Origin of the sequence: Streptomyces sp. Tu 3180 (genome assembly GCF_009852415.1) — a bacterium.
Taxonomy (GTDB): domain Bacteria; phylum Actinomycetota; class Actinomycetes; order Streptomycetales; family Streptomycetaceae; genus Streptomyces.
The window spans coordinates 1,321,722-1,334,533 of sequence record NZ_WOXS01000002.1; the positions used below are offsets into that span (position 1 = coordinate 1,321,722).

A 12,812-nucleotide genomic window follows, 5' to 3' on the forward strand; every position below is an offset into this window, starting at 1 on the left:
AGGCACGATGCGCATCTCGCGCAGCACGGCAGGAACCGCGTTCGTGGGCGGAGCCATGGTCCTCACCCTCACCGCGCTCGCCTACCCCACCATGCTGGGCGTGCAGAACACATCGACCACGCAGGACCGGGTGATCGCCAACACCAACTACGGCCCGCTGACCGAGGCGGACCGCGACTTCGTGGTCAAGGTGCGCGCGGCCGGCCTGTGGGAGCACCCCCTGGGGCTGCTGGCGATGGAGCGGGGGACGACGCCGGAGATGAAGGAGGCCGGCGAGCACCTGGTCGTCGGGCACGGCCGGCTCGACGCCAGCTGCCGCAAGATCTCCCTCGAGCTCGGCATCACGCTGCCGAACCAGGCGTCGCCCCAGCAGCAGCAGTTCGTGGAGACCGTGAGGTCCAGCGCCGGCAAGGAGTTCGACTCCACCGCGGTGAACATCATGCGCGTGACGCACGGGCAGATCTTCCCGGCCATCGCCAAGATCCGGGCCAACACCAGGAACACCCTCGTCCGGCAGCTCGCCGACCAGGCCAACGACACCGTGCTCGACCACATCACGGTGCTGGAGAAGACGGGGCTGGTCAATCACGAGCAGGTCAACTTCCAGCAGACCAGCCCGCCCAAGATGCCCCAGGAGCAGGTGACCCCGCCGGCTCCGCAGGCGGGCGCGCCGGTCCTCGTGCTGGAGATCCCCGAGGAGCTGAAGGACCTGAACACGGCTTCCCCGGCGCCGTCCCCGTCGCCCACGGTGAAGTAGCCCGCGGGCCCGCCGGGCGGGCCCGCGGGCTACGACCTGCGGCGGGGCTTGCCGCGGCGCGGGGTCTTCGACGAGCCGCCGGTGCCCTTCCGGCGGCCCCCGCCGGCCGGTCCGCCCGCCGCCTGCTGCCGGCGGGCGCCGTCCCGGTCGGCGCGCCGGGGTTTCTCCTGCGCCGGCTGCCGGGGACGGCCCCGGGTGCTGTTGACGGTCCGGCCGCGGACGATGCCGATGAAGTCCTCCACCCGGTCCGTCGTCGCGTCCTCGGGCCAGGCCAGGGCCACGCTCGACCCGGGGGCGTCCGTGAGGGGCCGGTGGGTGAGGTCCTTGCGGTGGTGCAGCCGGGCCAGCGACAGCGGCACGACGAGCACGCCGATCCCGGCCGCGACCAGTTCGACGGCGTCGGCGGTGGTGGCGGGGCGCTCGAGGGCGGGCCGCCCGGGCAGGGCCTCCCAGTCGAGGACGTCGTCGAGGGGGTGCAGCACGATGTCGTCGGCCAGGTCCCCGGGGGTCACCTCGTCCACCGCCGTGACGAGGTGGTCCCTGGGCACCACGACGACCGTCTGCTCGGTGTAGAGGGGGATCGCGCTGAGGACCGTCCGGTCGACGGGCAGCCGGACCAGACCCGCGTCGGCGTCCCCGCCCAGCAGCAGCCCCTGCGCCTCCCCGGCGGGCACCTGCGTGAGGGTCAGCGGGACGTCGGGCAGCCGCTCGTTCCAGATGCGCACCCATTTGTCGGGCATCACCCCGGGGACGTACACGAGCCGGAACGAGGGGGGTACTTCCGAGCCTGTCACCTGGCCAGGTTACCGGCCGTGGTCGGCCCTCGCGCACATGCTCGATACCCTGGACACCATGACGTCGCACCAGAGCACCCAGACGATGAAGCCCGCGACCGCGGCCAAGAAGCTGGGTGTGTACCTCGAGGCCACCCCCGCCGACTTCCGGGAGGGTGCCGTCTCACGGGCCGAGCTGAACGCGCTCCAGACCGACCCGCCCCAGTGGCTGCGCGACCTGCGGCGCGACGGCCCGCACCCGCGCCCGGTGGTCGCGGCGAAGCTGGGCGTCTCCATCGCCGGTCTCGCCCGCGGCGGGGTCACCGAGCCCCTCACCACCGAGCAGATCGAGGCGCTGAAGCAGGAGCGTCCCGAGTGGCTGGAGCGGGAGCGCGCCACCCAGGCGGAGGTCCGCAGGGAGGCGGCGCGGATCAAGAAGCGCGACGCCGAGCGCGCGGCACGCGGCCACTGACCCGGCCGGGGCCGCCGCTCCTCCCCCAGGCCCCGGAGGCCCGGGAAAACCCGGGTGCGGCGGCGCTCGGGGCTCTGGGACCATGCCCGGATGGATCACCGCCTCGAACAGTTGATCGTCCGGCGCACCCGTCGTCTCCCCTCCCCCACCGGTCCCTCGGGGGACGGGAGCACCGCGGCGCGCCAGTTCGACGCCGCGCTGATGTCGGTCGGCTTCAAGCTCTCCGCCCGGCTGCTGGAGCACCTGTCGGGGCTGTCCGAGGAGGCGGTCGTCGACACGGCCGTCCGCACCCTGGGCACCGTCCGTGAGACGGTCGGCGACCACGTGCGGCACAACGTGTACTTCGTCGACTTCCCGGCGAACGTGCCGGACACCTTCGACTTCTGGATGCGCTGCGTCACCGAGGCGCTCGCCGACGGCACCGCGCGCGAGGGCGTCCTCGCCCGGCTCCGCACGGGCGTGCTGGACCTGCTCACGCTGCCGTCGTACGGCGCCTACCGCCACACCTACGCCGAGATGCTCGCCGCCCACGACGAGCTGATCGCCGCCGCGGGCGACCGGACGACGGTCCTGCACCTCGGCGGCTCCCTGGACGACGAGGTCACCGCCCTGTACCTGGCCCTCGCCGGGAGCGGCACCCCGCTGGGCGACGAGGGGCTGGCCGACCTCGAGACCCTGGCCGGCGCGTGCGCGGCGGGGCCGCAGCCCGGGGCGATCCCGGTCCGGGAGAACCGCGCGGTCGTCAACCGGGCACGGCTCCGGGCCGGCGCGGACCTGCTGCTGGACACCGTGACCGACGTCCTGCGCCTGGCCTGCGCGCTGTCGGACGGCGACGTGACCCTGCAGCGGCCGACACGGTTCCGGGCGCTGTCCCGGCCCGTGCGCCGCGCGCTGCTGGCGGGCCTCGACGCGGTGGTGGAGACCTCCCCCGCCAAGCTCGCCGACGTCCTCGCCCACCGGGAGGCGTTCAAGCGGCTCGGCGAGCGGCTGCACCCGCACGAGTACCCGCGGTGGCCGCACGCGGCCGAGGTGTTCGCGGCCGCCCGGGGCGAGACACCGGTCCGTTCCCTCGACAGCCGGGTGGAGGAACTGCTCGGCCTCGGTGACGTCACCGGCGCGGTGGCGCTGCTGAAGTCCGCTCCGGGCAAGCTGTTCCGCGCGCTCGACCGCCTGCTGCGCACGGCCGGCACCGAGGAGGAGCGCGACGCGGTCGCGGCCGCCGCCGAGGAGGCCGCGCCCCTGGTCTCGGGCCGGGTGGTGCTGGCGGTGCGGGAGCACCTGGGCAACCGGGCCGACGAGGAGGGCGGCCCCGAGGACCGCCGGGTCTTCGTGAACCGGCTCGGCCGTGCCTGGGTGGCCTCCGACAGCCGTGCGCCCCTGCCGGCTCCGGTGCGCCGGCGCCTGGTCTCCGCCTTCGACGCCGAGGTGGGCCGCCGGCTGCCCGGGCCCGGGCACCTGCTGATCGACCCCGCCGTCCTGGACGTCGCGCTCCCCCTCAGCGGCCGGGCGACGACGGCCGGGCTCGGTGTGCTGCCGCGCGGGTCCGTGTCCGCGGTGGAGGGCGAGCTGCTGCGCTTCTTCGTGTACTGGAAGCAGACCGGCCGCTCCACCGACTACGACCTGTCGGCCCTGGTCCTGGACGCCGACCACCGGACCGTCACGTGGCTGTCGTACACGGCGCTGCGGGACGTGGAGGGCACGCACTCCGGCGACGTCACCGACGCGCCCGAGGGCGCGTCGGAGTTCATCGACCTGCGGCTGGGCGCGGTGCGCGGCAGCTACATCGTGCCTCAGGTCAACATCTACTCCGGCGAGGGCTTCGAGGAGGTCGAGGAGTCCTTCTTCGGGTTCATGCTCCGGGAGGCCGGGCAGCGGGGCCGTCCGTTCGAACCGCGGACGGTGCGGATGAAGTCGGAGCTGCGCGGCCCCGGCAGGGTCGCCCTGCCGCTGGTGTTCGTGCGCGGCGACGACGGGCGGTGGCACGCCAAGTGGCTGCACCTGTACCTCAAGGGACACCCGTCGGCGAACCGGGTCGAGGGCAACCGCGTGTCGGTGGCGACCCTGCTGCGCGGCATCGCCGACCGCGAGCACCTCACCGTCCGCCACCTCACCGGGCTCCTGGCCGACCGGGCCACGGCCGTGACGTCGTGGGACGGCGAGAGGGTCCCGGACGGGCCGGTCACCTACATCGGCCTGGAGCGTCCCGAGGGGCTGCACCCGGACTCCCGGGTCCTCACCCCCGAAAACCTGCGGGACCTGATCCCCGCCTGACTGCTACCGTTGGCCGCGGCGAGGCCATGAACGGGCTTCCTTCTCCTTTCCTTTCCTGAAACCAGTCCGTTCGCTCTCCCCGCCCCGCACACCCCCGACCGGGATCCCCGGCCTCGGGGGTGTTCTCGTCCGTGCCGGGGGCAAAACGGAACACCGGGCCGCTCCACCCCTTCCGGCGGATAGAAATATCTACCAACATGTCGGCGTACCGGGCCGCCGCGTGGACGACCGCGACACCGACGGCCCGCGTCCGGCACGCGCCCGCAGCGGCGCACCCGACCGCGCCCGGGATGGAACATGCACAGCGCCATGTGGAAGCAGGCCGTCGAGTGGCTGGCCGCGGCGGCCACGAACCCCCAGGAGTGCAAACGCGACTGGGACCGGGGCACGGGCACGGCGCTGCTCGCGGCGGGACGGTACTGGGACGTGCTCAGCGTGCCCGACCGGCTGGGACTGCTCGCCCTGGACGTCCTGTGGCGTGATCCGCTGAAGGTGCCCGGGCCCACGCTGGTGGACGTCACGGCCCGCAGGGTGGGGTTCTTCCTGCCGCCCGATCCGGGCAGCGAGTGGGTCGGGTTCGGCGTGCGGCACGTCGGCCGGGGGTCCTGGGTCGCCGTACCACCGCCGTACCGGCCCGCCGGCCGCCTGGAGTGGCTCGTCCCGCCGGACGGCAGCGGTGTCCTGCACGCTCCCGGACCGCTCGAACTGGCCCTGCGCGAGGCCACCTGCACGTTGGCCGTGCTGGCGCCGGTCAGCGCGGAGCCGACGGGGGCGGAGCGCTGGTGAGTTCCTCGCGGGCGTCCCCGGCGGGGGGACGGCCGTCGGGGGGAGCGTCGCCGGGTCCCTGGTCGGGTCCCGCGTCGCCGGGTTCCTCGTCGGGCCTCTCGTCGCCGGTTTCCCCGTGAGGTCTCTCGCCGCCGGGCGGCCGCAGCAGGGGGATCGGGACGCGGAAGGGCACGGGCGGCACGGACGCGCGCTCGCTCACCGTGGAGGCGGCGAAGGACGCCCACTGGCCGTCGCGGTGCTCCGGGACGGTGTGGCCCCTGGCCCGCCACTCCGCGACGAGGGCCGCGTAGATCGGTGTGTGCCCCACGTACCCACTGGTGAGTTCGGCGTACGGCCGGCTCGCGGCGCCGTTCCCGGGAAGGCACCGCGCCGCCTCAGTGCTGTCCATGCCGGGCCAACGCGCCCCCGTGCGCCGGTGGTACGCGCTCGGCCCCGGGTCCGCCGGGTCGGGTGAAGCCATCACCCGTACGGGGGCGCGCACCGGTCGGACGGGCGAGCGGCGGAGGGGGCCGTCCGCCCGGAAGCCGACCGGGTCGCGCACGAGCGGCTCGACACCGCCGGGACGACCGGGACTCCGGCGCCCGGGCCCGGCGGCATCGGACGCGCCTTCCCGGCCGTCCGGCGGTTCGCGATCGTCCCGGACGCCGCGTTGAATGCGGGGGTTGACCCTCGACCTTGTCGAGGGATCAGGGTGGGGCGGTGTGGAGAGCGAGATGCGCAGCATCGGTGAGATGGCCCGGGACAGCGGGCTGGGGGTGAGCGCCCTGCGGTTCTACGACCGTGCCGGCGTCCTGGTCCCCGCCCGGGTGGATCCGGTCAGCGGCTACCGCTGGTACGCCCCCGGGCAGCTCGACGAGGCCCGGCTGCTGGCCCGGTTGCGTCGCGCCGGCATGCCGCTGGCGGACGTCCGGCTGGTGCTGGCCGGCTGGTCGGGCGCGGACACCGGTCTCGTACGCCAGCTCCTCCAGGCGCACCTGCGCCGACTCGAGCAGGGGCTGTCCGACGCCCGCACCGAGTTCTCCGCGCTCCGAGCCCTTCTCGACCACAGGGAGAACCCCATGGCCCCGCCCCGCACCGCCGCCCCCGCCGCCGTCCGGCTGACCGTCTCCGCACCCGGGCTGGCCGCCGCGCTGGACGCGGTCCGCTTCGCGGCCGGCACCGATCCGGAGCTGCCGGTGCTCGGCGGGGTCCTGTTCGACGCCGAGGGCGACGCGCTGCGCCTCGTGGCCACCGACCGGTACCGGATGGCGGTGGCGCGCACCGCCGCCACCGGACACGACGGGCCCCGCGTCCGGGTCACCGTCCCGCTTCCGCTCGTCGACGCGATGCGGGCGCTGCTGGACGGCGACGGCCGGGCCCGGCTCGCCGTGGACGGCGACCGGGTGACCCTGGAGACCGGGAACCGCCAGACGGCCGGCCAGTGCCTCGGCCAGGACTTCCCCGACTACCGCCGTCTCGCCGGCCTCCCGGCCGGACGGCGCGTCCTCGTCGAGGTGCCGGTCTTCCGGGAGGCGGTGCTGGCCGGTCCCGTCCGCGCGCAGGACGGTGCGCCCTGTGACCTCAGCGTGCTCAAGGTGGCGGACGACGGTTCGCCGGTCCTCGCCGGGGAGGGGGACGACGACCGGGACCTCGTCGCCGTGAACCGCGCGTTCCTGCTGGACGCGCTCGCCGCGGGGGGCCGCGACCGGCTGGTCCTGGAGATCGGCGCCCCCACGGCGCCCCTCGCGATCCGCCGGCCGGACGACGAGGACACCTTCTCGCTCCTGATGCCGGTCCGGCTGGAGGGCTAGGACCCCTCGCCCGCGCGCGGCCGCCTCCCGTGCGCCGTCGTCCGTGCCCCCTCGTCCGCGCGGACGAGGGGGCACGGCGCCCGGTCACCGTTCGGGCGTGCCGTCCCGCACCGGCTCGAGGGTCTCCGCGGCCGGTGCCGCGGTGTGCGCGGGCCGGGCGTCGGCGGATGCCGCGCGGCGGCTCGTCAGGCGCAGCGCGACGGGCTCGGTGAAGCGGGCCGTGAGCGGGCCCGCGACGACCAGGATCAGGACGTACGCCGTGGCCAGCGGGCCGAGGTCCGGTTCGATGCCCGCGGTGACGGCGAGCCCGGCGATGACGATGGAGAACTCGCCACGGGCGACCAGGGTGCCGCCCGCGCGCCAGCGGCCCTTGGGGGAGATCCCGGCCCGCCGGGCGGCCCAGTACCCGGTGGCGACCTTCGTCAGCGCGGTGACCACGGCGAGCGCGAGGGCGGGCAGGAGCACCGGCGGGATGGAACCGGGGTCGGTGTGCAGGCCGAAGAAGACGAAGAACACCGCGGCGAACAGGTCCCGCAGCGGCGCCAGCAGGTTGTGCGCGCCCTCGGCCACCTCCCCGGACAGGGCGATGCCGACCAGGAACGCGCCCACGGCCGCCGAGACCTGCAGCTGCTGGGCGAGTCCCGCGACGAGCAGGGTCACGCCCATGACCACCAGCAGCAGTTTCTCCGGGTCGTCGCTGGAGACGAACCGGGAGATCATCCGCCCGTAGCGGACGGCGGCGAAGAGGACGAGCCCGGCGACGCCGAGCGCGATGGCCAGGGTGACGCTGCCGGCGGCGAGGCCGACCCCGGCGAGCAGGGCGGTGATGATCGGCAGGTAGACCGCCATCGCCAGGTCCTCGAGCACCAGGATGCTGAGGATCACCGGCGTCTCGCGGTTGCCGAGCCGTCCGAGGTCGCCGAGGACCTTGGCGATGACGCCGGAGGAGGAGATCCAGGTGACGCCGGCCAGCACCACCGCGGCGACCGGGCCCCAGCCGAGCAGCAGGGCCAGGACGGCGCCGGGCAGGGCGTTCAGCGCCATGTCCACGAGGCCGGCCGGGTACTGGGTCTTGAGGTTGGAGACCAGGTCGCTGGCCGTGTACTCCAGGCCGAGCATGAGCAGCAGCAGGATGACGCCGATCTCGGCGCCGATCGCCACGAACTCCTCGCTCGCGCCGAGCGGCAGCAGCCCGCCCTCGCCGAAGGCCAGGCCGGCCAGCAGGTACAGGGGGATCGGGGAGAACTGGAGGCGCCCGGCGAGGCGTCCCAGCAGGCCGAGCCCGAGGATGATCGCGCCGAACTCGATCAGGAAGACAGCGGAGGAGTGCACGCGCTCACTCCCGCCCGAGTATCTCGGCGGCGGCGTCGATGCCCTCGCGGGTGCCGATCATGATCAGCGTGTCCCCGCCGGCCAGCCGGAAGTCCGGCGCGGGGGACGGGATCGCCTCCGCCCGCCGCAGCACGGCCACGATCGAGGCGCCGGTGTCGGTGCGCATCCGCGTCTCGCCCAGCACCCGGCCGTTCCAGTGGGAGGCGGCGGACAGCTCGATGCGCTCGGCGACCAGTCCGAGGTCGGTGGTGTGCAGCAGGTTGGGGCTGTGGTGGTCGGGCATCAGCGCGTCGATCATCGCGGCCGACTCGGCGACGGTCAGACGCAGCGACTGGGCGCAGGCGTCCGGGTCGTCGGAACGGTAGACGTTGACCGTGCGGGCGCCGTCCCTGTGCGCGATCACGGACAAGTGCTGGTGCTCACGCGTGGTGAGGTCGTATTTCACGCCGATGCCCGGCAGCGGCGTGGCGCTCATCCGTGGAGCAGGCACAGCCCTCCCCTTCCCGTTCTCCCTCGACGGCTTCATCCTGGACGGGGTGCCGCATCGCACGGATGATCCACACCCACAGCGGACATGGTGCCATCCGGTCATCCGGCCGGAATATGGGTGCTGTCACCGATGGACACGGGCCGCCGGGAGGCCGAGGATGCCCGGGGGGACCGTATCGCCGCAGATCAGCGGGGTCCACACGGGGTGCGCCGGCCGGCCCGCGGCGTCCCCGGGACCGGTGCGCCGGGGACGCCGCGCGGGGCGCGCCGCGTGACGCGTGGGCGCCGTCGCCCGCGGGTACTCGGGTGCGCTGCCGGGACCGGGGCACGGGGGCGCTGTGTCCTCCCCGTCCGCCCCGTGCCGGGCAGCGCGGCCGGGGACGGGAGAGAGCAGTGAACGACACGGTCATCGTCGGAGTGGACGGCTCGCCGCCCAGTCTCGCCGCGGTCGACGTCGCTGCGCGGGAGGCCCGCCTGCGCGACGCGCAGCTGCGGATCGTGCACGCCTTCAGCCGCCCCGCCGACCTGGACCCGATGATCCACGGCGTGCTGGCGCAGGCCGAGCGGCGCGCCCACGGCATCGCGCCGGACCTGGAGGTCGCCCGGACCGTGGCGTCGGGCGGGACGCTGACGGTGCTGCGGAGCGAGTCGCGCCACGCCGTGCTGGCGGTGGTCGGCGGGCGGGGCCGCGGCGGGTTCGGGGGGCTGCTGCTGGGCTCGACGGTCGTGCAGCTGGCCGCGCACGGCCACTGCCCGCTCATGGTGGTCCGGGGCCGCCCCGACCCCCGGGGACCGGTGCTGCTCGCCGTGGACGGCTCGCCCGCCGGGAACGCGGCGGCGGAGTTCGCCTTCGCCGAGGCGTCCCTGCGCGGAGCTCCGCTGGTCGCCGTGCACGTGTGGAACGCCTGGAGCGAACCGACGCCCTACGAGGGTCCCGCCGACCCGTTGAACGTCGTGGTGGACCTCGACCGGCTCCGCGAGAAGCACCGTCGGCTGCTGGAGGAGGCGGTGGCGCCCTGGCGGGCCGCCCGTCCCCGGGTCGCCGTGGAGCTGCGCCTGGAGCGGGGGCGGATACGCCACACGCTGCTCGACGCCGGCCGGGACGCCCAGCTGGTGGTGGCCGGCGCCCGCGGTCACGGCGGCTTCACCGGGATGCTGCTCGGTTCGGTCAGCCAGGCGCTGCTGTACCACGCCGACTGTCCGGTCACGGTCGTCCGCGGCACGCAGTGACCGGTCCCCGGCTCGCCGGCGAGCACGGTGAGCGTCCCCTCCGCCGCTTCGGTCAGCCGGTGGCCGCGGGCCACCGCCCGGGCCGGCCGCCGCGGCAGCGGTACGGACCGTGGGGACGCCGGAGGGGCGGCCACGCCCGGGAACCGTGCGGCATGCGCGTCCGGTGCGAAGGCGCAGGGGGCCGTTCCCGGGCCGTTCGGGAACCGGGAACGGCCGAAGGGCGCTCCCGCGGACTCAGCCGAGGTGGGCGAACGAGGGCACCTGGGACGCGGTGAGGGCTCCGCTGAAGACCCGGACGGTGTCCGCACCTCCGTGGAAGTACTCGCCCCAGCCGCCGTCGGCGGTGTGGCCGCGGCCGATCTGGAGCGGACCGGGGGCGCTCCGGGACGCGCCGAACCCCGCGGTGGCCACGGCCTCGCCCCCGACGTACAGGGTGATGCGCCCCTCGGAGTCGTCGTGCACGACGATCACCTCGTCGGAGGAGGACGTGGGGGCGCCGGGCCCGGCCACGACGGTCTCCTCGGCGCCCGGTTCGCCGCCGTGGGTGACGACCAGCTGCCACTCGGACGCGGCCGGGTCGTAGCGGACCCGGAAGGCGTCGCTGTCGGCGTCGCCCTGGGACAGGACGGTCATCGGCCGGTCGGGGGTGGTGGCGGCGAAGCGGACCCGCAGGCCGACGCTGTAGCTGTCGGCGGTGTCGACGACGGGGCCGTCGGTGGCGGCGTGGCCGCCCGTGCCGTCCAGGGCCAGGTGGTCGTCGCCGTCGAGGGCGCCCGCCGGGAACTCGAGGCACTCGGGGTCCTCGAAGCAGGCGTCGTAGTCGGGGGTGTAGAAGCCGGCGCCGCCGTGCAGGGTGAGCGGCTCGCCGCCCTCCCGGTCGGGGATCACGCCGTCGTCGGTCCGCTCGATGTCCCAGGCGGCGACCAGTTCGGCGGGACGGGAGCCCATCCTCTCGATCTCCTTGCGGGGCACGACCCGGTCCCAGACGCGGACGTCACCGATCTCGCCCCGCCAGCGCGCACCCGCGTCACCGCGGGCGCGGCCGATCTGGAAGGCGCCGGGGGCGGACGTCGGGGCGACACCGGTCTCGGAGGCGACCTCCTCGCCGTTGACGTAGAGGCGCAGGGTGTCGTCCTCGGTGTCGTACAGGCCGGTCAGGTGGGCCCAGCCGCCGGCGGAGGCGCTGCCGCCGGTGAGGGTGGTGCCGCCGTAGCGGAAGGCCCAGGTGGCGGGACCGTCCGCGGTCGGGCGCAGACCGAGGGTGAAGGCGGAGGTGCCGTCGGCGGCGTCCTGGCTGGCCACCGTCATCGGGGCGTCGGTGGCGGCGGGGCGGACCCAGGCGGAGAGGGCGAAGGTCTCGGCGGTGTCCGTCGCGGGGGCGTCCGGGGTGAGGTAGCCGTTGCCCCGGCCGTCGAGGCTGACGGTGGAGGTGAGGCCGGTGCGGGAGGGGGCGGGCGCGCCGAAGACGACGCCGTCCTCGGCGCGGGCCGCGGGGCCGGCCTCGGCGGCGGCGGCGTCGGCTCCGGCCGGATCGGCGAGCGTCCAGTGGGCGACGGGAGCGCGGCCGGCGGCGACGCGCATCCAGTGAGTCGTCCGGGAGCTGGGGCGCCCGGCCCGGTCGACGGCGGTGACCTCCAGGTAGTAGGGCTTGCTCTCCTCCGGCATCCACCGGACGGTGACCGGTCCGCCCGGTTCCTCGGGCCGGACCCGTCCGGGCACGGAGCCGAGGAAGGAGTAGACGTACTCGACGACGTCCTCGGACGGGGAGTCGAACGTGAAGCTGCCGTAGACCCCGACGCCGCCGTGCCAGCCGCCGCCGTCGTCCGGGTACTGCTCCGAGACGACCGTCGCCGGTTCGGGGTTGACCGTGTCGATGACGAACCGGCAGGTGGTGCCGGGGGTCTGGTCGCTCCAGGCGGAGGTCGCGCCCTCGTCGTCGACGGCCCGCACGTGCCAGGAGACGACGGTGTCCGCCGGAAGGTCGGAAGGGGTCCGCCACAGCTGGGTGACGGGCGAGTGCACGATGCCGGAGGTGTGGGTGCGGCGCTGCTCGGTTCCGTCGGCGCCGGTCCACCAGAGCTCGAACTCGGCACCGGCCCCGTTGGTCTCCCACCCCTCGTTGTCCTCCGCCGGGTCCTCCACGACGGCCCGGAGTTCGGGCGCGCGGGGGACGTGGACGGGCTCGTCGGAGCAGGTCTTGGCCGCGTCGACGGTGAGGGTGTCGGTGCTCGGCCGGAGCGGGGGGAGGTTCTCCCCGGCCGCCGTGGCGACGCCCGGGGCGGCGGCGAGCAGCGCGGCTGCCAGTCCCGTGGCGGCGGCGGTTCTGGCGCGCCGGCCGGAGTGCGTGTTCATGCGGTGGGGTCCCCCCTGTTTCGACTGCCCGGTCCCACGCGAGGGCGGTTGCCGCCTTCGGCTCGCGCAGGGGGCCACGCAGAGACCAGCGGCTGTCATGCCCACCGTCAGTCTCAGGCCGCACGACTATAGAACGCTCCTCGAACGCGTTCACAACGCTTTCCCGGGTCGGTGCAGGAGCGTGGCACCGCCGGGTCCGCAGGCGAGGGCCGGGGACGGGGCGGTGCCGCCGGGCACCCGGAGGTCGCGGCCGGCGGCCCGTGCATCGCGCACCCCGGACGGCGGGCCGCCGCGTACCGCCACGAGCACCCGGACGACCGGATCAGGACGGTTCGCGCCCCCCAAACCAAACCTGGCGGGCCTCCTCACTCGGTGTGGCCGGACCTCGCTCCCGCAGCCACGACGGCATCATCGACACGCTCGCAACGGCAGGGCTGAAGGGCCGGCGCCTGCAGTGCAAACTCCGCCGCGGCACCAGCCGGATCACCGACATCGTGAAGGCCGTCTTCGTCCTCCGCCACGCCTCAACCTGAGGTCGGAATGGATTCAGCGGCGCGGCC

General features: G+C 75.1%; 11 protein-coding genes. 6 read left to right on the forward strand and 5 right to left on the reverse strand.

Translation table 11 applies throughout. The annotated features are described in order from the left end of the window. The first annotated feature begins 7 nt into the window (after positions 1-7). Complete coding sequence (locus GL259_RS06845) at positions 8-757, forward strand: DUF4142 domain-containing protein (protein WP_159530160.1); 750 nt, start codon at positions 8-10, stop codon at positions 755-757. A gap of 29 nt (positions 758-786) precedes the next feature. Here the strand turns inward: GL259_RS06845 and GL259_RS06850 are convergent, their stop codons facing one another. Then, a complete protein-coding gene (locus tag GL259_RS06850; RefSeq protein WP_159530162.1) occupies positions 787-1,551 on the reverse strand; it encodes a LysR family substrate-binding domain-containing protein in 765 nt (254 codons plus the stop codon). A gap of 37 nt (positions 1,552-1,588) precedes the next feature. Here GL259_RS06850 and GL259_RS06855 point away from each other — a divergent pair, with 37 nt between their 5' ends. From GL259_RS06855 to GL259_RS06865, 3 genes are all read left to right on the forward strand, one after another. Continuing rightward, positions 1,589-2,002, forward strand: a complete 414-nt coding sequence (locus GL259_RS06855; RefSeq protein WP_159530164.1) for a DUF5997 family protein — start codon at positions 1,589-1,591, stop codon at positions 2,000-2,002. A 90-nt stretch (positions 2,003-2,092) separates the two neighbouring features. Then, a complete protein-coding gene (locus GL259_RS06860; protein ID WP_159530166.1) occupies positions 2,093-4,273 on the forward strand; it encodes a TerD family protein in 2,181 nt (726 codons plus the stop codon). A 297-nt stretch (positions 4,274-4,570) separates the two neighbouring features. Next, positions 4,571-5,059: a hypothetical protein gene (locus GL259_RS06865; RefSeq protein ID WP_159530168.1), complete on the forward strand. Its 489-nt coding sequence runs from the start codon at positions 4,571-4,573 to the stop codon at positions 5,057-5,059. Here GL259_RS06865 and GL259_RS38620 read toward each other — a convergent pair. Beyond that, positions 5,025-5,447 carry a hypothetical protein gene (locus GL259_RS38620; protein WP_243762267.1) on the reverse strand — a complete coding sequence of 141 codons (423 nt, stop codon included), beginning with the start codon at positions 5,445-5,447 and terminating at the stop codon, positions 5,025-5,027. The genes GL259_RS06865 and GL259_RS38620 overlap by 35 nt on opposite strands. A 325-nt stretch (positions 5,448-5,772) precedes the next feature. Here GL259_RS38620 and GL259_RS06875 point away from each other — a divergent pair, with 325 nt between their 5' ends. Next, a complete protein-coding gene (locus tag GL259_RS06875) occupies positions 5,773-6,849 on the forward strand; it encodes a MerR family transcriptional regulator (RefSeq protein WP_159530170.1) in 1,077 nt (358 codons plus the stop codon). 84 nt (positions 6,850-6,933) lie between these two features. On the opposite strand, the gene GL259_RS06880 is transcribed toward GL259_RS06875, so the two are convergent. Further along, positions 6,934-8,181, reverse strand: a complete 1,248-nt coding sequence (locus GL259_RS06880) for a cation:proton antiporter (protein WP_159530172.1) — start codon at positions 8,179-8,181, stop codon at positions 6,934-6,936. A 4-nt stretch (positions 8,182-8,185) separates the two neighbouring features. Next, positions 8,186-8,656, reverse strand: a complete 471-nt coding sequence (locus tag GL259_RS06885; protein WP_166461436.1) for a cation:proton antiporter regulatory subunit — start codon at positions 8,654-8,656, stop codon at positions 8,186-8,188. A 407-nt stretch (positions 8,657-9,063) separates the two neighbouring features. Between GL259_RS06885 and GL259_RS06890 the strand changes: the two genes are divergently transcribed. Continuing rightward, the gene (locus GL259_RS06890) at positions 9,064-9,900 is read left to right on the forward strand and encodes a universal stress protein (protein WP_159530176.1); all 837 of its coding nucleotides are present in this window, start codon (positions 9,064-9,066) and stop codon (positions 9,898-9,900) included. Between the two features lie 234 nt (positions 9,901-10,134). Here the strand turns inward: GL259_RS06890 and GL259_RS06895 are convergent, their stop codons facing one another. Further along, a complete protein-coding gene (locus GL259_RS06895; RefSeq protein WP_159530178.1) occupies positions 10,135-12,252 on the reverse strand; it encodes a LamG domain-containing protein in 2,118 nt (705 codons plus the stop codon). Positions 12,253-12,812 lie beyond the last annotated feature (560 nt).

Excerpts from the sequence above, each read along its gene's own strand:
- GL259_RS06865 (WP_159530168.1), top strand. The coding sequence starts at position 4,571 with ATGCACAGCGCCATGTGGAAGCAGGCCGTCGAGTGGCTGGCCGCGGCG.
- GL259_RS06860 (WP_159530166.1), top strand. The coding sequence starts at position 2,093 with ATGGATCACCGCCTCGAACAGTTGATCGTCCGGCGCACCCGTCGTCTC.
- GL259_RS06885 (WP_166461436.1), bottom strand. The coding sequence starts at position 8,656 with ATGAGCGCCACGCCGCTGCCGGGCATCGGCGTGAAATACGACCTCACC.
- GL259_RS06895 (WP_159530178.1), bottom strand. The coding sequence starts at position 12,252 with ATGAACACGCACTCCGGCCGGCGCGCCAGAACCGCCGCCGCCACGGGA.
- GL259_RS06875 (WP_159530170.1), top strand. The coding sequence starts at position 5,773 with ATGCGCAGCATCGGTGAGATGGCCCGGGACAGCGGGCTGGGGGTGAGC.
- GL259_RS06855 (WP_159530164.1), top strand. The coding sequence starts at position 1,589 with ATGCTCGATACCCTGGACACCATGACGTCGCACCAGAGCACCCAGACG.
- GL259_RS06845 (WP_159530160.1), top strand. The coding sequence starts at position 8 with ATGCGCATCTCGCGCAGCACGGCAGGAACCGCGTTCGTGGGCGGAGCC.
- GL259_RS38620 (WP_243762267.1), bottom strand. The coding sequence starts at position 5,447 with ATGGACAGCACTGAGGCGGCGCGGTGCCTTCCCGGGAACGGCGCCGCG.